Raw genomic sequence first — 23,791 nt, 5'->3', positions numbered from 1 at the left:
ACGGGACCGTTCGTGCCGAGGACCGTGGGGGTCCATTTGAGACGCGTGGATGCAAGGGGCGCCGGCTACCTGCTGGCGGCCATCGGTTTCGTCGTGGCATGGGGCATCCTGTGCTGGCCCTGGCTTTCGGGGTCGGTGACGATTCCGTTCGACGCGAAGGCGCATTTCCAGGCGCAGGTTCAGTTCCTCGCGAACGCGCTCCATTCCGGTCAGTCGCCCTTCTGGAACCACAACGTTTTCGCCGGCTCGCCGCAGATCGCCGATCCGCAGTCGCTGATCTTCTCGCCTGCGATCCTGCTCGCCCTGCTGTCGCCGGCTCCAAGCTTCCGCGATGTCGACGCCTATGTGCTGGCGCATCTGCTCGCCGGCGGCCTCGCGCTCATCATGTTCTTCCGCGATCGCGGCTGGCATCCGGCCGGCGGCCTGATGGCGGCGCTGGTCTTCGCCTTCGGGGCCTCGGCTGCGTGGCGGGTGCAGCATGTCGGCCAGATCGCGAGCCTCGCCTTCTTCGCCATCGCCTTCTGGCTGACGGCGCGGATGCTGCAGCGTTCCTCGGTTCTCTCCGGTGTCTTCGCTGGCCTGGCGGCCGGGCTGATGGTGCTGGAGCCGGATCAGGTCGCCCTGCTCGGCGGCTATGTGCTGTTCGGCATGGTCGTGGCGCATTGGGCCTCCGGCGGCTGGCCGGCTTTTCGCGCGAGCCTGCTGCCGATCGCGGCCGCCAGCGTGGTCGGGCTGGCCGTCATCGTCCTGCCGCTGCTCTGGACCTGGCTCTTCGCCGAGGCGACGACACGGCCCGAGATCGATTTCGGCGTGGCGGCTCGCGGCTCGCTGCACCCTGTGTCGCTGCTCACCGCATTCATCGGGGACCTGTTCGGCGCCAAGGATCCCAATGTCGAGTTCTGGGGACCCTATAGCGACCCCCAGGTCCTCTACCTGTCGCAGAATATGGCGCAGGTCTATTTCGGCGCGCTGCCGATGCTGCTGCTGCTGGCGCCGGGCCTGACTCGCGGCTGGCTCTGGGACAAGTCGATCCGGCCGCTGACGCTGATGTTCGCCTTCATGGTGCTGTTCGCACTCGGGCGCTACACGCCGCTGTTCCACTTCGCTTACGAATATATGCCGGGCGTGAAGCAGTTCCGCCGGCCGGCCGACGCAACCTTCCTGATCGGCGGGCTGGCGGCGGTGCTCTCCGGCTATGTGCTGCACCGCATCCTGACCGCGGAAGAGGGGACCTCCTTCCGCCGCGATCTCATGATCGGCGCAGGCGTGGTCATGGCGACGGTCATCCTCGCGCTCATCGTCTCGCGCGGCGCGGGCCATCTCGCCGATGCCTGGAAGCCGGTTGCGCTGGCTCTGGTCTGGTTCGCCGTCGCGGGCGGCGCCTTCTTCGCCCTGCAGCGCTGGCGCGGAGCGCTCGGCACTGCCGCCGCCGCGGTTCTGGTCACGGGCGTGGTAGCAGCGGATCTGGGCGTCAACAACGGCCCGAACGAGTCCACGGCGTTGCCGCCGCAGATGTACGATGTGCTGGAGCCGGGCACGAAGAACGAGACGATCGCGGTGCTGAAGCACCTGACGTCGCAGCCCGCCGGCTCGCCGCGCCGCGACCGGGTCGAGCTGCTCGGCATGGGCTTCGAATGGCCGAATGCCGGCATGGTCCATGGGTTCGACCACACGCTCGGCTACAATCCGCTGCGGCTGGAGGATTTCTCCGAGGCCGTGGGTACGGGCGACGGCATCGCAAAGCCGGCGGACCGCAAGTTCACGCCGCTCTTCCCATCCTATCGCTGCCGGCTCGCCAACCTGCTTGGGCTGCGCTACATCGCCTCGCCGGTGCCGATCGACCAAGTCGATCACTCGCTGCGCAGCGGCGATCTCAACCTGGTTGCGCGAACCAAGGAAGGCTATGTCTACGAGAACCCGCATGCGCTGCCGCGGGTGCAGTTCGTGGGCGGCTGGCAGTTCGCCGATTTCGAGAGCATGAAACTCTCGGGCCGCTGGCCGGACACCGATCCGCAGCAGGCCGTTCTGCTCGATGTCGAGCCGCCCGTCGCGACCGCGGAAGGGCCGGTCGCGGTGCAGGCCGATATCAAGCTGACGCAGTATCGCAACGCGCATGTCGAGATCGAGGTGAGGACGCCTGCGGCCGGATTCGTCGTGCTCAACGACATCTGGCATCCCTGGTGGAAGGTCGAGGTCGACGGGGTCGAGACCGAGATCCTGAAGGCCAATGTGCTGTTCCGCGCGGTGCAGGTGCCAGCCGGCACGCACAAGATCAGGTTCTCCTTCCAGCCGCTCTGGGGCGCGCTCGCCGAGCTCAAGGCGCGGATCGAGCCGGAGGAGCCGGAGGATCATCTGCCGCTGCCGCCGATGGATGAGCGCGACGCGCCGCAGGTCGTCAGCGCCCCGCAGGGCAAAGCGCCTGTGCTGGCCGGCCCCTCCGAGAGCGTGCGCCAATCGCTCGGCCTCGGCCTGGCGCAGAGTGCGGCCCATAGTGGTGCTGCCGCCGCCCAGGTTCAGCGCGAGACGATGGCGCATTGAAAAAGCCGCGGCCCTGGCCGCGGCTTCCAGCATTCAGCTGTTTCGGCTTGCTGCCCGCTCAGGCGACGCCGAGCTTCTTCTGCAGGCTCGTCGACGAGGTCGTGTACTGGAAGGTCAGCCGCTTCTCTGGATAGACGTAGCGGTGAACCTTCTGCGCGCACAGCGCAGCTTCGTGGAAGCCCGAGAGGATGAGCTTGAGCTTGCCTGGATAGGCGTTGATGTCGCCGACGGCGAAGATGCCGGGCACGCTGGTCTCGAACTTCTCGGTGTCGACCGGGATCAGGTTTTCGTGCAGATTCAGGCCCCAGTCCGCGATCGGGCCGAGCTTCATCGTCAGCCCGAAGAAGGGCAGCATCGTATCGCAGGCGATCTCGAAGGGTGCATTGTCGGTGCCGCGGCAGAGAACGGCCTCGAGCTTGCCGTTCTCGCCCTTGAGCCCCGTGACCTGGCCGAGCTTCATATCCATCTTGCCGTCGGCGACCAGGGCGCGCATCTGCTCGACCGAGTGCGGCGCGGCGCGGAAATCGTCGCGGCGATGCATCAGCGTGACGCGGTTGGCGATAGGTTGCAGGTTCAGCGTCCAGTCGAGGGCGGAGTCGCCGCCGCCGATGATCAGGATGTTGCGGCCGCGGAAGGCCTCCATCTTGCGCACGGCGTAGAAGACGGAGCCGTGCTCATAGGCCTCGATGCCGGGAATCGGCGGCTTCTTCGGCTGGAAAGAACCTCCGCCGGCCGCGATGACGACCGTCTTGGTGTCGAAAACCGTACCGGCGTCGGTGGTGACGCGGAAGCGCGGCGCCTCGGCGGTGCCGCATGGCTCGACCGACTCGATCATCTGGTTGAGGTGGAAGGTGGGCCCGAAGGGCTTGATCTGCTCGAGCAGATTGTCGACCAGCGCCTGGCCGGTGACCATTGGAAATCCGGGAATGTCGTAGATCGGCTTCTCCGGATAGAGCTCCGCGCACTGCCCGCCGACCTTCGGCAGGATGTCGACGAGATGCGCGCGGATGTCGAGCAGGCCGAGTTCGAAGACCGCGAAGAGGCCGCAAGGGCCGGCACCGACGATGACGACGTCGGTGGTGATGACTTCGTTTTCGTTGGCTGCTGCCGCTTCGCTCATAATCCTACCTTCGATCCGGTCCAAACTGTACGGTTTAAAGAACCCAGATTACCGGAGGACATGAGGCCTCAGCAGTCGAATGGCAAGTGCAAAAAGCGCGGGATCAGGCCCCGGTTTCGGCGGTGAGGCCCGCCGCGGCGATGCCGGCGCAAGCCGCAGCCTCGTCATTGTCGGAGGTGTCGCCGGAGATGCCGATGGCGCCGAGAACCGGGCCTTCGGGCGAGCGGATCAGCACGCCGCCGGGCACCGGCACCAGCGAGCCGCCGACCGCATGGGTCGCAGCCTCGACGAAATAAGGGCGATCCAGTGCCATCTTGTGCAGTGCGCGCGAGCCGACACCGAGCGCGATGACGCCATGCGCCTTGCCGAGGGCGATCTCGCCGCGCTTCAGGCTGGTGCCGTCCTGGGCCGCAAAGGCCTTCTGTGCGCCGCGCGCGTCGAGGACGGCGATGGCGAGCGGCTTGAAGCCATTGGCCTCGGCATGGGCGAGCGCCGTCGCGAGGATGGTCTGGGCCTGAGCGAGTGAGAGCATGGGGAACTCCGGTTGGGGTAAGGCGTTCTTGCCAGCCGCGTGGCAAGCAGGAAAGGGCCTTCCGGCCCTTCACGCGCGATCAGTGGTCAGGTTCCGAAAAAACACCTTTTCCTCCGCAGCTTGCACATAGGGCTGCGACAGGGCTTGATAGCCACCCGACACAAGGAGGCATTCCATGGGTTTGTTCAGTTTCATCAAGGAAGCGGGCGCCAAGATCTTCGGTTCGGGCTCGGCCAAGGCTGCGACCGCCGATGATCTGCAGAAGGAGCTGGCGGGGCACGGATTGCCGTCCGACGTCAACATCCAGATCGATGGCGACAAGGTGAAGGTCTCCGGCAACGCCATGTCGACAGAGCAGGCGGAGAAAATCATCCTGGCGCTCGGCAACACCACTGGCGTGGCGCAGGTCGAATCGGACCTCGCCGTCACGAAGGAGGCGCCTGCTGCCGTGTTCTACACGGTGAAGAAGGGCGACACGCTCTGGAAGATCGCCGAGGAGCATTACGGCAAGGGCCAGGGCGCGAAGTATCCCGAGATCGTCAAGGCCAATACGCCGCCGGTGAAGAACCCCGACCTGATCCAGCCGGGCTGGGTGCTGCGCATCCCGCCGCAGGGCTAAGGGTTCCGAAGGCAATGAGCGGCGGACCGGCGGTCCGCCGCTGCGACCTTTCGGCTGGCTCCGCCACCCATCCGCTGGCATATCCTGCCGCGCCGCCCTATCTGGACGGAGTAACAGGACTGAGCGGGAGATGCTGCCCATGATCGTGAACGACCTCGATATCGACGCCGTCAAGGCGGGTCTGAGCGACGGCTCCATCCTGCTCGTCGACGTGCGCGAGCCGCATGAATTCGCGGCAGGACATATTCCGGGCTCGGTCTCGCGGCCGCTCTCGCAGTTCGATCCGGCGGACCTGCCAAACGAGCCGGGCAAGCGAGTCGTACTGTCCTGCGCCGCCGGCGTGCGCTCGCGGCGGGCGCTCGAATTCGCGCAGTCGGCTGGTCTCGACATCGACAGCCACTATGCCGGGGGCTTCAAGGATTGGCTGACGCATGGCGAACCGGTCGCGGAGGACTGAGGCTTCGGCCCTGTCCGCTGTCAATCGATCTGATGCCGAGCAGCGAGCATCCGATCGTCGATCTCAAGGCGTTCAACGCCGCGATTGCCGACCATGCCGGAGCGGTCCGCGAAATGGGCGCCTTCACCGAGAAGAGCCCGGGCGGCGTGCCTTTTATCGAGAGTCAGGCGAATTCCTGGCTCGGCAAGCTGCGCGATTTCAGCGAGAAGCTCGCCCAGAGCAAGGGCGATGTCCGCCCCGGCGCGGCCAACGACGCGAACTGGATCGTCAACAACTACAAGACGATGGTCTCGCTCTCGGAGGCGGCGATCCGTACGGCGCGCTGAGGCGCCTTGCGCTCAACGCAGCTCCCGACCATGCGCCGGGGGCTGACGCGGCCGCGTTTCTGTTTCAGTCTTTCATCAGACCTAACTGAGGATATGCCTCATGCGTCCCATGAAATTCGGTTTCGGCCAGCCTGTGCGGCGGGTCGAGGATCAACGCCTGACGACCGGGACAGGCCGGTATACTGACGACATCGCCGCAGAGGGCGCGCTGCACGCCTTCGTGCTGCGCGCGCCCTATGCTCATGCCCGCTTTGCGATCGGTGACACCGAGACCGCCCGGAAGCTGAAGGGCGTGAAGCTGATCCTGACCGGGAAGGATGTCGCCGGGTATGGCGATCTGCCCTGCAAGGGGCATGTCACGACCGTCTCGGGCGAGATGTCGCAATCTCTCCCGGTTCCGGTGCTGCCGGCCGACACGGTCCGTCATGTCGGGGAGGCCGTCGCCTTCATCGTCGCCGAAACGCTGGCGCAGGCGCGTGACGCGGCCGAGGCGATCGAGATCGACTGGGATCCGTTGCCGGCCGTGACCGGCATTGCGGAGGCCTTGGAGCATGGCGCGCCGCAGGTGTGGCCTGACCGGGCGGGCAATGTCGCCTTCGTCGCCGAGCAGGGCGATCGTGAGAGGACCGAGAAGGCCTTCGCCAAGGCAGCGCGCACGGTCTCGCTCACCATCGTCAACAACCGGCTCGCCTCCAACTACATGGAGACGCGCGCCTGCATCGCCGAATACGACAAGGCCGATAAGCGCTGGACGCTGACGTTGGGGAGCCAGGGCAGCCACGGCATGCGCGACCTGATCGCGAATTATGTGCTCAAGGTCGACCCGAAGCGCATCCGCGTGGTGACGCCGGATGTCGGCGGCGGGTTCGGCACCAAGATCTTCCTCTACCGCGAATATCCGCTGGCGATGATCGCGGCCGAGAAGCTGAAGCGTCCGGTGCGCTGGGTCTCCGATCGCACCGAGCATTTCCTGGCCGACACCCATGGCCGCGCCAATCTTTCGACGGCGACGATGGCGCTCGACGCCAAGGGCCGGTTCATCGGTCTCAAGGTCGATCTCTCGGCCGAGATGGGCGCCTGGCTCTCGCAATATGGGCCCTTCATCCCTTGGGTCGGCACGACGATGACGCCGGGCTGCTACAACATCCCGGCCGTGCATGTCGTCTTCCGCGGCGTGCTGACCAACACGACCCCCGTCGATGCCTATCGCGGCGCCGGGCGGCCCGAGGCGGCCTATCTGATCGAGCGCCTGGTCGATGCCATCGCGCGCGAAACCGGCAAGACGCCGGATGCGGTGCGGGCGCAGAACTTCGTCAAGCCTTCGGAGATGCCGCACAAGACGCAGACCGGCCCGGTCTACGATTCCGGCGAATTCGAGGGCCATATGCGCAGGGCCATGGAGGTGGCCGATTGGACGGGCTTCAAGACCCGCCAGAAGGCTTCGGCCAAGGCCGGCAAGATCCGCGGCATCGGCATGGCCAGCTATATCGAAGCCTGCGGCGGCGGCGGCCCGGAAAGCTCGACCGTGATCCTGGAGAAGGACGGCACCGTCACGGTGCTGATCGGCACCCAGTCGAACGGGCAGGGGCATGAAACGGCCTATTCGCAGCTGGTCTCGCAGCATCTCGACATCCCGATGGATCGCATCCGTGTGGTGCAGGGCGATACCGACCGCGTCGAGACAGGCTCCGGCACCGGCGGTTCTCGCTCGATCCCCGTCGGCGGCGCGGCGCTGAACAAGGCGACGGAGATTCTCACAGACAACCTCAAGCAACTCGCTTCCGAGAAGCTCGAGGCCGCCTTGGGCGATCTCGAGGTCGCCAACGGCGCCGTCCGCATCGTCGGCACCGACAAGTCGCTCGACCTCGCCGCCATCGCGGCTCTGCCGGGCGCGACGCCGGCCATGCTCAAGGTCCATCAGAGCTGGACGCCGCCGGAGGCGACCTATCCGAACGGCACGCATGTCTGCGAGCTGGAAATCGATCCGGGGACCGGGGGCACCGAGATCCTGAACTACGTCGTGGTCGATGATTTCGGCGTGACGCTGAACCCGCTGATGCTGCAGGGGCAAGTGCATGGCGGCTCGGCCCAGGGCATCGGCCAGGCGCTGATGGAGGAAATCCGCTTCGATCCCGAGGGCCAGATGCTGACCGCGACCTTCATGGACTACGCCTTGCCGCGAGCGGTCGACATCCCGAACTTCCATTTCGAGACGCGCAATGTCCGCTGCATCACCAACGCCATCGGCGTGAAAGGCGCGGGCGAGGCCGGCGCGATCGGCGCCTGCCCGGCCGTGATGAACGCCATGGTCGACGCGCTCGACCGTGCCGCCGGCATCAAGGCCATGGACATGCCGGCGACGCCGCTCAAGGTGTTCACTGCGCTGAAAGAAGCTGGCTACCGACTTTGATGCAAGGATTAACTTGCGATTTTGCAAGCTCGCTCACGCAAAAGCTATTTGGATGTGTTGTGATCATCGTTTGATTTGGACGCGTTCTAAGCCGCGCCACTCGGCCCTGGCTCGTCTCAAAGGGAAACTGAATGATCCGCACCGCTTTTGTGCTCGCCGGCCTTGGGCTTGGCATCACCGCCGTCCTGGCGCAATCAAATCCCATCGCGGAGCGCCAGCAGGCGATGAAGGCGCTCGGCGCTGCCACGCGCGAAGGCGCAGCCATGGCCAAGGGCGAAGCCCCCTTTGACGCCACCAAGGCGCAGGCCGTCTTCAAGACCTATGCCGACACCGCGAAGAAGGTGCCGACCCTCTTCCCCGACAGTTCCAAGACCGGCGGCGAGACCACTGCTTCGCCGAAGATCTGGGAGGACCAGGCCGGCTTCAAGGCGGCCTTCGTGAAGTTCGAGAGCGATGCCGCAGCCGGCGCGAATGTGGCCAGCCTCGACGGCTTCCTCACCGCCTTCGGCGCGGCGACCAAGAATTGCGGCGCCTGCCACGAGGCCTATCGCATCAAGAAGTGAGGCCTCTGCCCGTGCGGAGAGCCGGAAGCGGGCGCCAAAATTGGCCGCCCGCTTTTTCATGACCTCGTTTCCCGGCTTGCGGCAGCCGTCGCGCTTGCGCCACGTTACAACTGTCGCGGTTCGAAGCTGGCGGCCGCCCGGGCCGACCGAACCGCCCTGCTGATTGCGCCTTGGAGATGCCGATGCTGATGCTGCGCCGCCTATTCGTCACCCTCGTCGTGCTGGCGGCGCTCGCTTTCGCCGGCTTCTACGTCCTCACCGACCCGCGCGTGGTCTCGCCTTCGCCGGAGATCGGCGCGCTGCCGGCCGCGGATATCGAGAACGGCAAACTGCTGTTTTCGGCGGGCGGCTGCGCCTCCTGCCATGCCACGCCCGGCCAGGACAACAAGCTGAAGCTCGGCGGCGGATTGGCGCTGACCTCCCCCTTCGGCACTTTCCATGCGCCCAATATCTCGCCGCATACGCGCGACGGCATTGGAAACTGGGGCGTGCAGGACTTCGTCGATGCGATGGCGGTGGGCGTCTCGCCGCGCGGCCAGCATCTCTACCCGGCTTTTCCCTACACGTCTTATCGGCTGATTCCGCCGAGGGCGCTGGCCGATCTCTTCGCCTATATCCGCACGCTGGCTCCGGTGGAGGGCAGGGCGCCGCCGCATGAGCTGCCGTTCCCCTTCAACATCCGCCGCATGGTCGGCGGCTGGAAGCTGCTATTCTTCGAAGGCGCGCCCTTCCGGCCCGATCCGTCGAAGAGCGAGGCCTGGAATCGCGGCGCCTATCTCGTCAATGGTCCCGGCCACTGCGCCGAATGCCATTCGGCCCGCAATGTGCTCGGCGCGATCGTGCCGGCGACCCGCTTCGCCGGCGGTCCGGACCCGGAGGGCAAGGGCTGGGTGCCGAACATCACCCAGTCCGAGAACGGGCTGGCGAAGTGGTCGAAGGAGGAGATCGCGGAGCTGCTCAAGACCGGCTTCACCCCGAGCTTCGACAGCGTCGGCGGCTCGATGGGCGCGGTGGTGCGCAACATGGCGCAGCTTCCCGACGCCGACCGCATGGCGATGGCGGAGTACCTGAAGTCGCTGCCGGCGGTCGAAGGCCCGCCGCGACCGCAGACGAAGTAGCGGCGATCCGGCTGCTGGAGCAGCTGAAACCGATCAGGGCTGGCGGGGTGGAGCTTCACCTCGCCACGGTGCAGGAGCATGAGCGGGCGCGGCACATCTGGGGGGAGCTCGCGCTGAGAGACCGTTTCGACGGGATGCATTATGCGGTGGCGCTCGGCGCGGCCAAGCCGGATGCCCGGTTCTTTGCGGCAGTCGAAGCAGGGAGCGGCTTCCGGGCCGACGAGGTGTTCTTCATCGACGACAAGCAGGCAAATGTCGACGCGGCTCGGCGGTGGGGATGGAGCGCAGCTCTGTGGGACGGGAGCCGGCTGCTCGCCTACCTGATGGCGGAAGCGGCGGAGCGCTCATAGCGAGGGCGAGACCCTAGGCGGCTTTGGCGGCCTGCCCGGGCTTGGCGCTCTCGATGCGGTTGCGGCCCTGCGTCTTGGCCCGGTAGAGCGCGTGGTCGGCGGCGGCGAGCAACGCGACCAGATCGGCCTGCTGCGCCTTGGCCTCGGCAAGGCCGATGCTGACCGTCGCAGGAATTCCCAGTCCATCGCTCTGCGCCGCTTTTTCGGCGAACCGCTGTGCGATGCCCTGCGCGATCACGCGCGCCTCCTCGCCGTTCCTGTTCGGCAGCAGGATCGCGAATTCCTCGCCGCCGAGGCGTGCGCTGATCGCCTCGGGTCCGGCGATGTCTTTGGCGGTGCTGGCGAAGAGTCTCAGAACGCGGTCGCCCGCCTCGTGCCCGTAGCGGTCGTTGATGGCTTTGAAGTGGTCGAGATCGATGGCAAGCAGGGAGTGCGCGGCGCCCGTGTCGTGACGGCTGAGGCTTCTGGGCGCGAGTTCGAAGAAACCCTGGCGGTTGTTGAGCCCTGTGAGGAAGTCGGTGCGGGTCGTCGCGAGAAGGCGCGCGCGATCCTCTTCGCGCACGAGCGCCAGCAGCGACATCGACATCGCCACGGCAAAGAGCACGGCCTCATACATCGTGACCGCCGCGACGGTGGCCAGGATATTGTCGCCATGGATCGCCGCCTGGACCGGAACGACGAAGGTGCGGCCGAGATAGAACAGGCTGTGGCCGGCGAAGACCGCGATTACGATCGGGCGAGAGCGCAGTCTTCTGGCAGTCCGGCTACGAAGCAGTGCGAGCGCGTTGACCGCGCAGACGACTGCGATGGGAAATGCACTGACATGGTTCCAGAGCAAGGCTGCCGCGCCAGTCCCGGCGGCGAACCAGGCAGCGCCGACGGCCGCTAGCAGGCTGGCGATGAAGACGGGATGCAGTTTCCGGCCATCGAGCGCCAGGATTCCCTGGAGCACCAGCAGGTAGCCGAACATCATCACGATATTGGTCAGGGCAGGGCCGGATACGCCGGGAAGGGCGTTGCGGTTCATCGCCAGGATGCCGCCAGCGGCGAACACGGCATAGGCCGCGGCCCAAAGCCCGAGTTCGCGCGAGCGCTGCGCATGCGCCTTGCGCTCCCAAAGGGTCATCGCGGCGGCGACGAGCAGCGTGCCGGTCGTCAGATACCAGAGGGTTGCAAGATCCATCGGTATCGCCGTCAGCAGCACCTGCGTTCGGTTTCAGTCATGATCGAACGCTCCCAGCTCCCCAGCCCGGGCAATCTGGGGCAGATAAGTTAATTACAGCTTGTGGGAACGCCGAGGAAACCGTTCACCGGTCACGTCATTCACCGGCGTTTCTGCGCAAGGGGGCCGATGGCCAGCCACGGCCTGCTCAGGCCGCCGCGTGCTACTCCATCACCGCAGCCTTGAGGATGCAGACCATCAGGGCATTGCCCGGCTCGTTGCCGACGCAGCGGACGACGTGGCGGCGGTCGCAGCGATAGCGCAAGGTTTCGCCGGCCTTGGCGCGCTGGACGATGTCGCCGACCTCGACCTCGAATTCGCCTGACGTCACCGAGAGCGACTCGATCGAGCCGCGCTGGTGGCCCTCCGAATCGAGCTCGCCGCCGGGCTCGGCAGTGACCTCGTACCATTGCAGCCATTCGACGGTCTTGATCCAGCCGACAATGGCGAGACGGAGCTTGCCATCCTCGGAAACGAGGATGGGCGTGTCGGCGCGGGTGGTCTTCTCGATGAAGGGCTCTTCCTCCCCGCTGGAGAGGACGCGTTCGATCGAGATGTCGAGCGCCTGCGACAGCCGCCAGATCGTCGCGAGCGTCGGGTTGGTCTCGTTGCGCTCGATCTGGCTGATGATCGACTTGGCGACGCCGGACTGCTCGGCGAGGTCCGAGAGCGAGAAGTTATAGGCCTTGCGCAGGCGCTGGATCGTTTTGCCGAGCTGGCCCGAGATCACCTGAGCCCCGGATTCAAGCTCCCGCCCGCCGCGCTCTTTCGTCTCGATTCCCATGAATTCGGCCCCTTTCGACTGTGAGGCCGTTTGTAACGGCGGACGATCGTTTGAACAAGCGAACAATGCCGAAGACTGCCTTCGGGCCGGATTGCGGGGGATGGAGGCAGCGTTCGACGCTCAGGTGATGCGGCTGGGGCCGACCTCGCGCTGCTCGCGTCGGGCGAGGCCGAGCTGACGCTCGCGCAGGATCACATAGATGCCGGAACTGATGACGATGAAGGCGCCGATCACGATCGCCATCGCCGGCCATTCGCCGAACCAGAACCAGCCGATCGCCACCGCCCAGAGCATGGTCGAGTATTCGAAGGGCGCGATCAGCGAGGCGTCGCCGTAGCGATAGGCCTGCACGATCAGGATCTGGCCGAGCCCGCCGAGGATGCCGATGAGGACCATCATGGCCGCGTCCTTGAGATCGGGCAGGTTCCAGCCGAGCAGGATGGTGGAGAGGCCGAGCAGGCTGGTCAGCAGCATGAAGTAGAAGACGATGGCGCCCGTGCGCTCGGTCTGCGTGAGGAGCCGGACCTCTACCGAGGCAAAGGCCGAGCAGAAGGCGCCGGCGAGGCCGAGCGCGGCGCCGATCGCAGCATTGCCGCCGACCGGGTGGCTGCCGGCGCCGAGATGCGGCGAGAGCATGATGACGACGCCGACGAAGCCGATCGTCACCGCCGTCCAGCGATAGATGCGCACCTTTTCCTTGAGCACGAGCGCGGCGAGCACGACCACGGCGAGCGGCGCGGCATAGCCGATGGCGACCGCCTCGGAGAGGGGCAGGAACTGCAGGGCCGCGAAGCCGCAGAACATGCCGGTGGAGCCCATGATGCCGCGCTTGAGATGGCCGCGCAGATTGCCGGTCTTCAGCGCCGCCGGCAGCTCGGATCGCCAGGCGAGCCAGATGAGCAGCGGAATCATCGCGAAGAAGGAGCGGATGAAGACGATCTCGCCCGTCGGATAACGCGTCGAGATCGACTTGATGCCGGCAGACATCAGCGTGAACGCCAGCGCCGAGATCAGCTTGAGGGTGATGCCGAGAAAAGGAGACAACGGAGCGCGCGGCGGGAGGGCAGGAACAGTTTCGGTCGAAACCGTTCCTCCTTAGACCATGTCGAAGCCGGGAAGCGAAGCGTGAACTCTGCAGCCCGGCCCGGTGCTTGGCGCACGACGCTTCGGTCCGGAGTCCGAACGGGACAGGCGTCATTCTCGGGGCGAAGCGAAGCTTCGACCCGAGAACCTCTCGCCGGAAGAGGTGCAAGAGACTTCGTGTCACGAGATGCCCGGGTCAAGCCCGAGCATGACGGAGCCCGGCGGTGCGGCTCAGAACGTGCCGCGGAAGGCGCCGCCGTCGATCAGGAAATTCTGGCCTGTGATGTAGCCGGCGTTGGTACTGGCGAGAAAGGCGCAGAGCTTGCCGAACTCGTCCGGCGTGCCCAGGCGCCCGGCCGGGACCGCGGCAAGGCGTCTCTTGGTGGCTTCCTCGATGCTGATGCCCTGCATCTCGGCGACCTTGTTGGTCGCGGTCTTGATCCGGTCGGTGTCGAAAACGCCCGGCAGGATGTTGTTGATGGTGACATTGGCATGCGCGACCTCGCGCGCGACGCCGGAGAGAAAGGCGGTGAGGCCGGCGCGGGCGGCGGAGGAGACGTCGAGACCGGTCAGAGGCGTGACGACGCTCGCCGAGGTGATGTTGACGATGCGGCCGAAGCGCCGCTCGATCATGCCGTCGATGACGCGCTGAACCAGCTCCAGCGGCGTCGCCATGTTCTGCACGACGCCTTCGAGCAGGCCCTCGCGCGTCACCTGGCGGAAGGGCTTCGGCGGCGGGCCGCCATTGTTGTTGACGAGGATGTCGGGGTTGGGAGCGGCTGCCAGCAGGGCATCCTGGCCGGCCTTGGTCGAGACGTCGGCGACAACGGCGATGACCGTCGCACCAGTCCTGGCACGGATCTCGCTCGCGGTCGCTTCCAGGGTTGCTGCGTCGCGGCCGTTGATCACGACCGTGCAGCCGGCGTCGGCGAGAGCTTCGGCGCAGCCGCGGCCGAGCCCCTTGCTGGAGGCGCAGACGATGGCCGTGCGGCCCGAAATTCCAAGATCCATCAGATTCCTCCGTAAGCTCGGCAGGCTGCCGTCACGCGGCCGCTGGTCGGCAAGCCTGACCATGGATTGGACGCGCCGTCATCAAAGCGCAACGCAAATCAGACACACGCCCGGAGCATCGCAACAGCGGGGGCTCTCCGGAATGGCCGACGAGGACGACGCGAAGCAGGTTCGCAGCATCTTCATCTCGGATCTGCATCTGGGGACGCGCGGAGCGCAGGCCGATCTCGTCCTGGAGTTCCTGCGCGCCTACGATGCGCCGACCATCTATCTCGTCGGCGATATCATCGACGGCTGGCGGCTGAAGAGCGGCTGGTACTTTCCGCAGGCGCATAACGATGTGGTCCAGAAGCTGCTGCGCAAGGTGCGCAAGGGCTCGAAGCTGATCTACGTCACCGGCAATCACGACGATTTCCTGCGCGATTTCACCGGGCTGCAGTTCGGTGGCATCACCCTCGTCGACGAGATCGTCCATGAAACTGCGGACGGCAAGCGACTGCTCGTCATCCATGGCGACCTGTTCGACCTCGTGGTGCGCAACGCCAAATGGCTCGCCCTGCTCGGCGACTGGGCCTATACGGTCGCGCTCGGCCTCAACATGGTGATCAACAAGGTTCGGCGCGTCCTGCGCCTGCCGCATTGGTCGCTCTCGGCCTGGGCCAAGCACAAGGTCAAGAACGCCGTGAACTATATCGGCGAGTTCGAGACCTGCCTCGCCAGCGAAGCGCGCCGCCACAATGCCGATGGCGTGATCTGCGGCCATATCCATCACGCCGCCTATCGCGCGATCGAGGGGCTGACCTACATCAACACCGGCGACTGGGTCGAAAGCTGCACGGCCTTCGTCGAGCATCATGACGGACATTTCGAGCTGATCCGCTGGCCGCAAGGCCGTCTGAAGGGCGAAACGGCAGTGCCGGTCGTCGTGCCGACCCGCCCTGTCGGCGTGCCGGAGCTCGCCGAGGCCGCCCGGAGCAAGCTCCAGCCTTTCGAGCTGGCGCGCATTCTTGGCGTTCAGCCGGAAACGGCCGAGCGGAAAGCGCGCTGATGCGCGTCCTCGTCGCGACCGACGCCTGGCGCCCGCAGATCAACGGGGTCGTGCGCTCGCTGGAGCGGATGATCGCGGCGGCGCCGGATTTCGGCGTGACCGCGCAGGCCCTGACGCCGGAGGGGTTCCACCAGATCGGCCTGCCGAGCTATCCCGACATTCGGCTGGCGCTGGCAACGCGGCGGGCGCTCGCGGCGCGGGTCGCCGAATTCGGGCCCGACCATATCCATATCGCGACGGAAGGGCCGATCGGCTGGCTGACGCGGGCGGTCTGCCTTGCCCAGAAGCGCCCGTTCACGACCAGCTATCATACGCGCTTCCCGCAATACATCGCCGCCCGCTGGCCGATTCCGGAGAGCTGGAGCTACCGGCTGCTGCGCCGCTTTCATGATCCTGCTGCCGCGGTGATGGTCTCGACGGCGACGGTGGAGGACGAACTGCGCCTGCACGGCTTCCAGAATCTGGTGCGCTGGGGGCGCGGTGTCGACCTCGGCCTGTTTCATCCGCGCCCGCAGAGCGTGCTCGATCTGCCGCGGCCGATCTTTCTCAGCGTCGGGCGGGTGGCGGTTGAGAAGAATCTCGACGCCTTCCTGTCGTTGCGGCTGCCGGGCAGCAAGGTCGTGGTCGGCGATGGGCCGGCGCGGGGCGATCTCCAGCGCGCCTATCCCGACGTGCATTTTCTCGGCGTGAAGGAAGGCGAGGAGCTGGCGGCGATCTACGCCTCGTCGGACGTCTTCGTCTTCCCGAGCCTGACCGACACCTTCGGCATCGTGCTGCTGGAAGCGGCGGCGAGCGGCTTGCCGGTCGCCGCCTTCCCGGTTCAGGGGCCGCGCGACGTCTTCGCCGGCAGCGGCGCGGCCGTGCTCGACGAAGATCTGCGAAGCGCTGCGATGCAGGCGCTCAGGGTGCCGCACGAGACCTGCCTCGAGCTGGCCGCCCGATACAGCTGGGCGAACAGCGCGGCGCAGTTCTACGGCCATATCAGGCGCGTGGCGCAGCAGGCCGGCTATCTGCCGCGCGAGGCGGGCGCTGCCAACTTCACAGCCTTCGCGAGCGGGCGTGGCGCGGAACGGCGGGGGCTTTCGCGGCGCCTGCCGGCTTGAGCTGGGCACGGAACCCGTCACGCCGCTCGTGGACCGAGGCGATGACGAGGCCCATCGGCACGCCAAGACCGACCAGCGCCGCTTCAGACAATTGCAGGCTCGCCTCGATCGTCTCAGGCACGGCATCGTTCACGCCGATCTCGTAGAGATGGCGGGCGTGGGTCGCATCGCGAGCCCGGGCGACGATGACGATGTCGGGACTCAGCATGCGGGCGGCCTGCACGATGGCGTCGACGGCGCGCGCATTGTCGATCGTCACGATCAGGGCCGTCGCTTCCTCCAGGCCGCAGAGGCGCAGGAATTCCGGCTTGCTTGCATCGCCATAGAAGGCGGGCCGGCCGGCGCGGCGTTGCGCGGTGATCAGCGCGGCGTCCGAATCGACGACGATGTGGGACTTGCCGTGCTCATCGAGCATCGAGGCGACGAGCCGGCCGACGCGTCCGCCGCCGACGACGATCGCGCGCGGCGCATGGTCGGTGGGAGGCAGCACCGTCGCCTCGTCGGGCAGGATGACGGGAGGGGCCAGCTTCTGCGCGAGATGGCGGGCCATCCGGGCAAGCAGCGGCAGCGCGATCATGGTCAGCGACACGGCGGCGAGCGCTATGCTGGTTGCCCGATGGTCGATGAGCCCCGTGCCGGTCGCCGCATTGAGCAGGACGAAGGCGAATTCACCGCCCGGCGCGACCATGATCGCGGTCTCGAGCGCCGTCGCCGCCGACAGCCGGAAGCGGCGGGCGAGGAGGAAGATGATTGCGGCCTTGGCCAGCACGAGGCCGGCGGCAATCGCCAGGATGGCGCCGGGATTGGCCGCGATCTCGGCCGGGTTCACGCTCATGCCGACGGTGAGGAAGAAGACGCCGATCAGCAGCGATTTGAACGGGTCGATCGTGACTTCGATGGCGCGGCGGAACTCCGTCTCGGCGAGCAGAAGACCGGCGATGAAGGCGCCGAGCCCCATCGAGAGGCCGGCCGCCGCAGCGATCAACCCGGTGCCGAGCGCGGTCAACAGCGTCGCTGCCATGAAGCTCTCGGTCGACTCGGTCGAGGCGACGAGGCGGAAAAGCGGGCGCAGCGCCAGCCGGCCGATGACGATGATGGTGGCGATGGCGGCGAAGGCCTGGACGAAGGCCTGCGCCAAGCCCACAAGCAACGAGCCTGAGCCGTTCTGCGCGTCGAGCACGCTGATCAAGAAAAGCAGCGGGATGACCGCGAGGTCCTGGCAGAGCAGGATCGCGAAGCTGGTGCGGCCGGCCGAGGTCGTCATCCGCCTCTTGGCGGCGAGCAACTCGACGACCATCGCTGTCGAGGAGAGGGCGAGGCCGAAGCCGATGATGAGGGCCGCGGCGGCAGGCTGGCCGAACGCATAGGCGACGAGGCCGATGACCGCCGCGCTGAGGCCGACCTGGCCGAGGCCGAGCCCGAAGACGAGGCGCCTCATCGTCATCAGGCGCTCGAAGGAAAGCTCCAGCCCGATGACGAAGAGCAGGAAGGCGACGCCGAGCTCGGCCGGGCCGGCCAGCGCCTCCGCGTTCGAGACTGTGACCTTGCTCAGCAGCGGAAGCTTGGCCGCGAGGCCGCCCAGCCCATAGGGGCCGAGCAACGCGCCGCAGGCGACGAAGGCGATGATCGAGTTGACCCGGAGGCTCTTGGCGAGCGGCACGATCACGCCCGCCGTCGCGAGCACGACGACGGCGTCCTTATAGACGGAGGGATCGACGGTTCCGGCCAAAGGGTGACCCTGCGATTCGAACGAGCAGAAATGGTCCGGCAATTCTTGCGTTTCGCGGCGGCGCAACACAACCTTGGAATCGCGGTGGCCGAGAGAAATTTGCCTTACCTGTCGAGCCTTTAGGCAAATGGGCCGATATCGCCAAAAGAATAGCGGTTTCCGCTATCGGCCGGGATGCGCTAGCGTCCGCGGCTCGATCAGAAGGACTGTCCATGCGCTTTGCCGGCACCGAGAATTACGTCGCGACCGAGGATCTCACCGTCGCGGTGAATGCAGCGATCCGGCTGGAGCGCCCGCTGCTGGTGAAGGGCGAGCCGGGAACCGGCAAGACGGTGCTGGCGGAGGAGGTGGCGGCGGCGCTCGGCGCACCGCTCATCACCTGGCACATCAAGTCGACGACCAAGGCGCAGCAGGGCCTCTACGAATACGATGCGGTCAGCCGCCTGCGCGACAGCCAGCTCGGCGACAGCAGGGTCTCGGACATCGCCAACTACATCAAGCGCGGCAAGCTCTGGGAGGCCTTTGCCTCGCCGGTCCGGCCCGTGCTGCTGATCGACGAGATCGACAAGGCCGATATCGAATTCCCGAACGACCTGCTGCTCGAGCTCGATCGCATGGAGTTCCACGTCTACGAGACGGGCGAGAGGATCAAGGCGGCGCAGCGGCCGGTGATGATCATCACCTCCAACAACGAGAAGGAGTTGCCGGACGCCTTCCTGCGGCGCTGCTTCTTCCACTACATCCGCTTCCCCGATGCCGAGACGATGCAGGCGATCGTCGAGGTGCATTTCCCCGGCATCAAGAAGCGGTTGATGGAGGAGGCGCTGCGGCTGTTCTTCGAGGTGCGCGAGGTGCCCGGCATCAAGAAGAAGCCCTCGACCTCGGAGCTGCTCGACTGGCTCAAGCTGCTCGTCGCCGAGGATATCGGGCCGGAGGTGCTGCGCGAGCGCGATCCGCGCAAGCTGATCCCGCCGCTGCACGGAGCGCTCCTCAAGAACGAGCAGGACGTCTCGCTGTTCGAGAAGCTCGCCTTCATGGCGCGGCGCGAGAGCCGCTGAGGCCGCTGACCGCGTCGCAGGGCGGGATCGCCGTCGCCAGATCGAGCTTGGGGTCGACGGAACGGACGGCCTCGCCCAGATCGACATCGCGGGTCAGCAGCACATAATCCTGCGTCTCCGACGTCTTGAGATAGCTCGTCATCGGGATCGGCTTGCCCGAGAGGTCGCCGAGCCGGCAGGCCTTTTCGGCCGCCATGACAAGGCTGCCGCGATTGCCGCTGTTCTGCGGCCCGACGAACATCTCCTCCCGGAACGCGCTGACGCGCGCGGCATCGCCGTCGCTCAGCCTGAACACGGTGAAGCGGCGACCGGGCGCCGCCAGGACAGGCAGCTTGGCGAGCTCGCTTGCGTCGCGCACCTCCTCCAGCACGACCTTGCGCTCGTGGCGGCCGCCATCCTTGGGCAGGGCGACAATCGTCATGGTGACGCCGCCCGGGAGAGGGCGGATGTCGGCGGGCAGACTGATGCCGGCCCGCAGATCGGCGAGCTGCGTCGTCCGGATATCGATCTTCGACAGCTTGGGCAGCGAGGTCAGCGGGACATGGCCGCAGGCGGCGAGCAGGCCGGCAAGGACGAGGCAGGCGGGTGGGGGGATACGCATGAGGGCTCTTCAGATATTGGCTTTGACATTAAAAAATGAAGCTATTAGATTAATTTTGTCAACCAAGGGAATAGTCATGCCAGCTCCACCCCTTTCTGCGAGCGCGTTTTCGCGGGAGGCGGCCAGCCGCCTGCGCAGCGTCAGCCGATGGGCACGCGCCTTCAGCTATGCCGCAGGACTGCTCATGCTCTTCGGCCTCATCTGGCTGTGGACCGATGCGGAAGCGCTCGCTCGCCATGCCCGGAGCACGATCGGGATCGGGATCGGGATCGACAATGCCCCTGTCGCCCCTTCGGCGAGAGGCTACTGGGCAGCGTTCGCTCTCGCCTGGATCCCGGCGGGGCTTTTCATTCTGGCGATGCTGCGGCTGGGGGGCCTGTTTCGGGCGTTCGGAGAGGGCAGGGTTCTCGTCGAGGAGAACGCCTCGGGCCTGCTGCGCGTCGGCTGGCTTCTTGCTGGCTTCGGCGCCGCGACGCCGATCGTGCGCGCGGTGCAAAGCATGGCGCTGACCTTCGACAACCCCGCGGGCCATAGGCAGATCGCGATCATGCTCGATCCCGGCATCTTCGCGGCACTGGCTGCCGGCGCCACGTTGATCGCCTTCGGCCACGTGCTGCGGGAAGCGATCCGGCTGTCGGACGAGAATCAAAGTTTCGTGTAAGCCGACGCCATGCCCATCGTCGTCGAACTTGATGTCATGCTGGCGCGTCGCAAGATGCGCTCGAAGGAGCTCGCACAGCGAATCGGCCTGACCGAGCAGCAGGTCTCGCAGCTGAAATCGGGCAAGGTGCGCGGCATGCGCTTCGATACGCTGTCGCGGATCTGTGCCGTGCTGCAGTGCCAGCCCGGCGATCTGCTGCGCTATGAGGCCGGAGAGGAAGCCGAGGGCGATTGAGCCCTCGCAAATCATCGGCGTCATCGCTACGTTCTTCCGATGAGACGCCTCATGCTTCTGCGCCACGCCAAGTCCCACTGGCCCGCCGGTGTGGCCGACCGGGACCGACCGCTGGCCACGCGCGGCCGGGAAGCTGCGCCCGTTATGGGGCGCTACCTCGCCGATGAGCTGCTGCTGCCGGATCTGGTGCTGATTTCGCCGGCCAAGCGCACTGTGGAGACTTGGGAGCTGGTGGCGCCGATGCTGCCTGAAAAGCCCGCAACACAGTACGAGCCGCGGATCTACGAAGCCAAGGTCGGGCGCCTCCTCGTCGTGGTGCAGGATATCGAGGGCGACGTCCGCACCTTGCTGATGATCGGACACAATCCCGGCTTCGAGGAGCTGGCGCATCTGCTGACCGGCCATGGCGACCGCTATGCGGCGGCGCGGATGAACCAGAAATACCCGACCTGCGGCCTTGCCGTGCTCGACTTCGCCGTCGACGACTGGCGCGATGTGGCCGAGCGGGGCGGAAGGCTCGACCGCTTCGTCACCCCCGGCTCGCTGGGTGAGGGACCGGACGAGTGATGCCGGCGTCGTCGTGAGCGACACTTCCTATCTCGACAGCGCCCGCAGCGCTGCCCTGGCTTTCGGCGACAGCCTCCTCGGGCTGGCGCGCCCGCGTCTGCGGATCGGCGTCACCGGGCTGGCGCGCTCCGGCAAGACGGTTTTCACGACGGCTCTGATCCAGAATTTGATGGAAGGGGCGAGGCTGCCGGTGCTGAAGGCGGCGTCCGAAGGGCGGATCGCCCGCGTGCGCCTGGTGCCGCAGCCCGACCCCGAGGTGCCGCGCTTCCCTTACGAGGCGCATCGCGCTGCGATGACCGGGGCCGACAGGCGCTGGCCGGACTCGACGAAGCGCATCGCGGAACTCCGGGTCGAGATCGATTACGAGCGCGCGGCTGGCTGGTTCAAGGGGCCGGCGACGTTGACGCTCGACATCGTCGACTATCCCGGCGAATGGCTGCTCGACCTCGCCTTGATCGGGCAGGACTACAAGACCTGGTCGGCGCAGGCGGTGGCCGATGCCCGCAAGGCCCATCGGCGCGCTTCCGCCGAGGCCTGGCTCGCGGATCTGCCGGCGCGCGATCCGGACGGGGCACCGGACGAGCTCGTGGCCGAGGCGGCCAGCGACCTGTTCAAGGACTATCTGGCGCGTCTGCGGGCCGATCCCGAGGCGGTGGCGGTGACCCCACCGGGGCGCTTCCTGATGCCGGGCGACCTTGAAGGCTCGCCGGCGCTGACCTTCGCGCCGCTCGATCTCGGCCATGATCGCGAGCCCAGGCCGGGCACGCTCGCCGCGCTGATGGCCGAGCGTTTCGAAGCCTATAAGCGCGTCGTCGTCACCCCGTTCTTCCGCGATCATTTCGCACGGCTCGACCGGCAGATCGTGCTGGTCGACGTGCTGGCTGCGCTCGATGCCGGGGCTCCGGCACTGGCCGATCTCGAGACCGCGCTGGGGCAGGCGCTCGCCGCCTTCTCGGTCGGCCGCAATTCCTGGCTTTCGAGCCTGTTCGCGCCGCGCATCGAGCGTGTGCTCTTCGCCGCCACCAAGGCCGACCATATCCACCATAGCAGCCATGACCGGCTGGCGGCGGTGATGTCGCATCTCGTCGGGCGGGCGGCTTCGCGGGCGCAGGGGGCCGGGGCAAAGGTGGAGTCGATGGCGCTCGCGGCGGTGCGCGCGACGCATGAAGTCAGAATCAAGCAGGGGCGCGAGGAATTCCCGGCCATCGCCGGCGTGCCGGAGGCAGGCGAGGAGATCGACGGGCAGATCTTCGATGGCATAGCGGAAGCGGCGATCTTCCCGGGCGAGCTGCCGGAGCGGCCTGAGGCGATCTTCGACCCGAAGGCGCATTGGCTGGTGAGGGCGCCGCGCTTCCGGCCGCCGCTGGTCGAGCCGGATGCGGGCGGGCGTTCGAAGCCGCCGCCGCAGATCCGCCTCGACCGTGCGCTGGAATTCCTCATCGGCGACAGGCTGGCATGAGGAGGCTGTCATGAGCAGATTCCGGCCATGACCAAGGCACCGCGAGCGGTTCGCCTCGACCAACCGGGGCAGGAGGAGATCGTCGGCGAGAGCACCATTCGGCGCGGCGATGTCGCGATCCTGCCCGAGAGCGAGCCGATCGACGCCATTGCCCCGGCCGCCGCCCCGGCAGCCCGGCGCGGCTTCTCCTGGGGTTCGCTGTTCGTCGCGGGGCTTTCCGGGTTCCTGGCACTGGCGGCCGGCGTCTGGGTCGAGAACACGATCTCCGCGCTGATGAGCCAGAATCCGATGCTCGGCTATGCGGCGCTGGTCTGCGCCGCCGTTGCCGCGCTGGCGCTGCTCGTCATGCTGGCGCGGGTGCTGCGCGACATCCTGCGCGAACGGAAGGTCGAGGCCTTGCGCGAGCGCGCGACGCTGGCGCTCGCAGGCGGAACGCCGGATGAAGGCAGGGCGATCGCGGAGGAACTCGTCGGCCTTTACAAGAGCCGGGCGCAGACGGCGCAAGGCCGTGCGGCGCTGCAGGAGGCGCTGCCGCAGCTCTACGCGGCGCGCGACATGCTGACGGTGGCAGAGCGCAGCCTGCTCGTGCCGCTCGACGCGATTGCACAAGCGCAGATCGCGCAGGCGGCGCGGCGGGTGTCGCTGGTCACTGCGGTCAGCCCGCGCGCGCTGGTCGATGTCGTCTTCGTGCTGGTCGCCTGCGCCCGCTTGCTGCGTTCGATCGCCGGCATCTATGCGGGGCGGCCCGGCACGCTGGGCCTGCTCCGGCTGRCGCGGCAGGTGATGAACCATCTCGTCCTGACCGGCGGCATCGCGGCGGGCGATGCGGTGATTCAGCAGCTGGTGGGACAGGGGCTCGCGGCCCGGCTCTCGGCCAAGCTCGGCGAGGGCGTGATCAACGGCATGCTGACGGCCCGCATCGGTCTTGCGGCGCTGGAGGTCTGCCGGCCGCTGCCTTTCGTCGAGGCGAAGCCGCCCACTCTTGCGGAGGTGGCTGGCGATCTGGCTTCCTGGCGCGCGGACAAGGCCTCCGGGAGCTGAGCCCGGCAGATTCTGCCGGCCGCAGGCGAATCTGCCCGGTCAGGACTGCCGGAAAACCCTTCGTAAACGATGTAACCCTCTGAAATAAAACGAACACCCGTATGGCATGCGCCATGCAGATCAAACCTCGAGTTGTGGGCAGCCCTTGGGGGGCGCC

The 23,791-nt window shown here is 66.9% G+C and carries 24 protein-coding genes; 16 read left to right on the top strand and 8 right to left on the bottom strand.

Going from position 1 to position 23,791, the window contains the following annotated elements; genetic code table 11:
* Positions 1-45: 45 nt before the first annotated feature.
* Positions 46-2,538 carry a hypothetical protein gene (locus AC1DE3_RS01830; RefSeq protein ID WP_476852013.1) on the top strand — a complete coding sequence of 831 codons (2,493 nt, stop codon included), beginning with the start codon at positions 46-48 and terminating at the stop codon, positions 2,536-2,538.
* 58 nt (positions 2,539-2,596) lie between these two features.
* Here AC1DE3_RS01830 and AC1DE3_RS01825 read toward each other — a convergent pair whose 3' ends face one another.
* Positions 2,597-3,658 (bottom strand): NAD(P)/FAD-dependent oxidoreductase, encoded by a 1,062-nt coding sequence (locus tag AC1DE3_RS01825; RefSeq protein ID WP_476852012.1) that lies wholly within the window; start codon positions 3,656-3,658, stop codon positions 2,597-2,599.
* Between the two features lie 103 nt (positions 3,659-3,761).
* Entirely contained in the window at positions 3,762-4,190 is a 429-nt protein-coding gene (locus tag AC1DE3_RS01820) for a GlcG/HbpS family heme-binding protein (RefSeq protein ID WP_441513744.1), read from the bottom strand.
* Between the two features lie 175 nt (positions 4,191-4,365).
* Here AC1DE3_RS01820 and lysM point away from each other — a divergent pair, with 175 nt between their 5' ends.
* The 7 genes from lysM to AC1DE3_RS01785 all read left to right on the top strand — a co-directional run bounded on the left by lysM (position 4,366) and on the right by AC1DE3_RS01785 (position 10,033).
* A complete protein-coding gene (gene lysM, locus AC1DE3_RS01815) occupies positions 4,366-4,809 on the top strand; it encodes a peptidoglycan-binding protein LysM (RefSeq protein ID WP_476779156.1) in 444 nt (147 codons plus the stop codon).
* Positions 4,810-4,948: 139 nt separating this feature from the next.
* On the top strand, positions 4,949-5,266 hold the full coding sequence (locus AC1DE3_RS01810) for a rhodanese-like domain-containing protein (RefSeq protein ID WP_441513742.1): 318 nt from the start codon (positions 4,949-4,951) through the stop codon (positions 5,264-5,266).
* A 32-nt stretch (positions 5,267-5,298) separates the two neighbouring features.
* On the top strand, positions 5,299-5,592 hold the full coding sequence (locus tag AC1DE3_RS01805; protein ID WP_476852011.1) for a hypothetical protein: 294 nt from the start codon (positions 5,299-5,301) through the stop codon (positions 5,590-5,592).
* A gap of 100 nt (positions 5,593-5,692) precedes the next feature.
* Positions 5,693-8,002, top strand: a complete 2,310-nt coding sequence (locus AC1DE3_RS01800) for a xanthine dehydrogenase family protein molybdopterin-binding subunit (protein ID WP_476779158.1) — start codon at positions 5,693-5,695, stop codon at positions 8,000-8,002.
* A 131-nt stretch (positions 8,003-8,133) separates the two neighbouring features.
* The gene (locus AC1DE3_RS01795; protein ID WP_476779159.1) at positions 8,134-8,565 is read left to right on the top strand and encodes a c-type cytochrome; all 432 of its coding nucleotides are present in this window, start codon (positions 8,134-8,136) and stop codon (positions 8,563-8,565) included.
* A gap of 188 nt (positions 8,566-8,753) precedes the next feature.
* The gene (locus tag AC1DE3_RS01790; RefSeq protein ID WP_476779355.1) at positions 8,754-9,683 is read left to right on the top strand and encodes a c-type cytochrome; all 930 of its coding nucleotides are present in this window, start codon (positions 8,754-8,756) and stop codon (positions 9,681-9,683) included.
* Between the two features lie 5 nt (positions 9,684-9,688).
* Positions 9,689-10,033 carry an HAD-IA family hydrolase gene (locus AC1DE3_RS01785; protein ID WP_476852256.1) on the top strand — a complete coding sequence of 115 codons (345 nt, stop codon included), beginning with the start codon at positions 9,689-9,691 and terminating at the stop codon, positions 10,031-10,033.
* A gap of 13 nt (positions 10,034-10,046) precedes the next feature.
* Here AC1DE3_RS01785 and AC1DE3_RS01780 read toward each other — a convergent pair whose 3' ends face one another.
* The 4 genes from AC1DE3_RS01780 to AC1DE3_RS01765 form a co-directional block, all read right to left on the bottom strand.
* Positions 10,047-11,216: a GGDEF domain-containing protein gene (locus AC1DE3_RS01780; RefSeq protein ID WP_476779160.1), complete on the bottom strand. Its 1,170-nt coding sequence runs from the start codon at positions 11,214-11,216 to the stop codon at positions 10,047-10,049.
* Between the two features lie 202 nt (positions 11,217-11,418).
* Positions 11,419-12,039: a helix-turn-helix domain-containing protein gene (locus AC1DE3_RS01775; RefSeq protein WP_441513737.1), complete on the bottom strand. Its 621-nt coding sequence runs from the start codon at positions 12,037-12,039 to the stop codon at positions 11,419-11,421.
* Positions 12,040-12,159: 120 nt separating this feature from the next.
* Positions 12,160-13,083 (bottom strand): DMT family transporter, encoded by a 924-nt coding sequence (locus AC1DE3_RS01770; protein ID WP_476779161.1) that lies wholly within the window; start codon positions 13,081-13,083, stop codon positions 12,160-12,162.
* Between the two features lie 270 nt (positions 13,084-13,353).
* Complete coding sequence (locus tag AC1DE3_RS01765) at positions 13,354-14,133, bottom strand: SDR family oxidoreductase (protein WP_441513735.1); 780 nt, start codon at positions 14,131-14,133, stop codon at positions 13,354-13,356.
* 142 nt (positions 14,134-14,275) lie between these two features.
* Between AC1DE3_RS01765 and AC1DE3_RS01760 the strand changes: the two genes are divergently transcribed.
* Positions 14,276-15,181, top strand: a complete 906-nt coding sequence (locus AC1DE3_RS01760) for a UDP-2,3-diacylglucosamine diphosphatase (RefSeq protein ID WP_476852010.1) — start codon at positions 14,276-14,278, stop codon at positions 15,179-15,181.
* Positions 15,181-16,284, top strand: a complete 1,104-nt coding sequence (locus tag AC1DE3_RS01755) for a glycosyltransferase family 4 protein (RefSeq protein ID WP_476779162.1) — start codon at positions 15,181-15,183, stop codon at positions 16,282-16,284. Before AC1DE3_RS01760 ends, AC1DE3_RS01755 begins: the two co-directional genes overlap by 1 nt.
* Here the strand turns inward: AC1DE3_RS01755 and AC1DE3_RS01750 are convergent.
* A complete protein-coding gene (locus AC1DE3_RS01750; protein ID WP_476779163.1) occupies positions 16,220-18,013 on the bottom strand; it encodes a cation:proton antiporter domain-containing protein in 1,794 nt (597 codons plus the stop codon). The genes AC1DE3_RS01755 and AC1DE3_RS01750 overlap by 65 nt on opposite strands.
* A gap of 212 nt (positions 18,014-18,225) precedes the next feature.
* Between AC1DE3_RS01750 and AC1DE3_RS01745 the strand changes: the two genes are divergently transcribed.
* Complete coding sequence (locus tag AC1DE3_RS01745; RefSeq protein ID WP_476779164.1) at positions 18,226-19,071, top strand: AAA family ATPase; 846 nt, start codon at positions 18,226-18,228, stop codon at positions 19,069-19,071.
* Here the strand turns inward: AC1DE3_RS01745 and AC1DE3_RS01740 are convergent.
* A complete protein-coding gene (locus tag AC1DE3_RS01740) occupies positions 19,046-19,672 on the bottom strand; it encodes a hypothetical protein (RefSeq protein ID WP_476779165.1) in 627 nt (208 codons plus the stop codon). The two genes, AC1DE3_RS01745 and AC1DE3_RS01740, sit on opposite strands and share 26 nt — an antisense overlap.
* Between AC1DE3_RS01740 and AC1DE3_RS01735 the strand changes: the two genes are divergently transcribed.
* Genes AC1DE3_RS01735 through AC1DE3_RS01715 form a run of 5 tightly spaced genes read left to right on the top strand, consistent with a single transcriptional unit; the run spans position 19,671 to position 23,634 of the window.
* Positions 19,671-20,333 carry a DUF2975 domain-containing protein gene (locus tag AC1DE3_RS01735; RefSeq protein WP_476852009.1) on the top strand — a complete coding sequence of 221 codons (663 nt, stop codon included), beginning with the start codon at positions 19,671-19,673 and terminating at the stop codon, positions 20,331-20,333. The two genes, AC1DE3_RS01740 and AC1DE3_RS01735, sit on opposite strands and share 2 nt — an antisense overlap.
* 9 nt (positions 20,334-20,342) lie before the next feature.
* A complete protein-coding gene (locus tag AC1DE3_RS01730; protein ID WP_476779167.1) occupies positions 20,343-20,567 on the top strand; it encodes a helix-turn-helix domain-containing protein in 225 nt (74 codons plus the stop codon).
* Positions 20,568-20,618: 51 nt separating this feature from the next.
* A complete protein-coding gene (locus AC1DE3_RS01725) occupies positions 20,619-21,134 on the top strand; it encodes a SixA phosphatase family protein (RefSeq protein WP_476852008.1) in 516 nt (171 codons plus the stop codon).
* Positions 21,135-21,147: 13 nt separating this feature from the next.
* A complete protein-coding gene (locus AC1DE3_RS01720) occupies positions 21,148-22,593 on the top strand; it encodes a YcjX family GTP-binding protein (RefSeq protein WP_476779168.1) in 1,446 nt (481 codons plus the stop codon).
* A 27-nt stretch (positions 22,594-22,620) separates the two neighbouring features.
* Complete coding sequence (locus AC1DE3_RS01715) at positions 22,621-23,634, top strand: YcjF family protein (RefSeq protein ID WP_476852007.1); 1,014 nt, start codon at positions 22,621-22,623, stop codon at positions 23,632-23,634.
* Positions 23,635-23,791: the final 157 nt, after the last annotated feature.

The organism is Allobosea sp. 10L417 (assembly GCF_056395485.1).
This window is presented reverse-complemented; position numbering and strand designations above follow the sequence as displayed.

What these genes read in the sequence shown, in the direction of transcription:
- AC1DE3_RS01755 (WP_476779162.1), top strand. Translation starts at nt 15,181, where the DNA reads ATGCGCGTCCTCGTCGCGACCGACGCCTGGCGCCCGCAGATCAACGGG.
- AC1DE3_RS01820 (WP_441513744.1), bottom strand. Translation starts at nt 4,190, where the DNA reads ATGCTCTCACTCGCTCAGGCCCAGACCATCCTCGCGACGGCGCTCGCC.
- AC1DE3_RS01730 (WP_476779167.1), top strand. Translation starts at nt 20,343, where the DNA reads ATGCCCATCGTCGTCGAACTTGATGTCATGCTGGCGCGTCGCAAGATG.
- lysM (WP_476779156.1), top strand. Translation starts at nt 4,366, where the DNA reads ATGGGTTTGTTCAGTTTCATCAAGGAAGCGGGCGCCAAGATCTTCGGT.
- AC1DE3_RS01795 (WP_476779159.1), top strand. Translation starts at nt 8,134, where the DNA reads ATGATCCGCACCGCTTTTGTGCTCGCCGGCCTTGGGCTTGGCATCACC.
- AC1DE3_RS01780 (WP_476779160.1), bottom strand. Translation starts at nt 11,216, where the DNA reads ATGGATCTTGCAACCCTCTGGTATCTGACGACCGGCACGCTGCTCGTC.
- AC1DE3_RS01735 (WP_476852009.1), top strand. Translation starts at nt 19,671, where the DNA reads ATGAGGGCTCTTCAGATATTGGCTTTGACATTAAAAAATGAAGCTATT.
- AC1DE3_RS01800 (WP_476779158.1), top strand. Translation starts at nt 5,693, where the DNA reads ATGCGTCCCATGAAATTCGGTTTCGGCCAGCCTGTGCGGCGGGTCGAG.
- AC1DE3_RS01790 (WP_476779355.1), top strand. Translation starts at nt 8,754, where the DNA reads ATGCTGCGCCGCCTATTCGTCACCCTCGTCGTGCTGGCGGCGCTCGCT.
- AC1DE3_RS01810 (WP_441513742.1), top strand. Translation starts at nt 4,949, where the DNA reads ATGATCGTGAACGACCTCGATATCGACGCCGTCAAGGCGGGTCTGAGC.
- AC1DE3_RS01765 (WP_441513735.1), bottom strand. Translation starts at nt 14,133, where the DNA reads ATGGATCTTGGAATTTCGGGCCGCACGGCCATCGTCTGCGCCTCCAGC.
- AC1DE3_RS01775 (WP_441513737.1), bottom strand. Translation starts at nt 12,039, where the DNA reads ATGGGAATCGAGACGAAAGAGCGCGGCGGGCGGGAGCTTGAATCCGGG.
- AC1DE3_RS01805 (WP_476852011.1), top strand. Translation starts at nt 5,299, where the DNA reads ATGCCGAGCAGCGAGCATCCGATCGTCGATCTCAAGGCGTTCAACGCC.
- AC1DE3_RS01745 (WP_476779164.1), top strand. Translation starts at nt 18,226, where the DNA reads ATGCGCTTTGCCGGCACCGAGAATTACGTCGCGACCGAGGATCTCACC.
- AC1DE3_RS01760 (WP_476852010.1), top strand. Translation starts at nt 14,276, where the DNA reads ATGGCCGACGAGGACGACGCGAAGCAGGTTCGCAGCATCTTCATCTCG.
- AC1DE3_RS01825 (WP_476852012.1), bottom strand. Translation starts at nt 3,658, where the DNA reads ATGAGCGAAGCGGCAGCAGCCAACGAAAACGAAGTCATCACCACCGAC.
- AC1DE3_RS01740 (WP_476779165.1), bottom strand. Translation starts at nt 19,672, where the DNA reads ATGCGTATCCCCCCACCCGCCTGCCTCGTCCTTGCCGGCCTGCTCGCC.
- AC1DE3_RS01725 (WP_476852008.1), top strand. Translation starts at nt 20,619, where the DNA reads ATGCTTCTGCGCCACGCCAAGTCCCACTGGCCCGCCGGTGTGGCCGAC.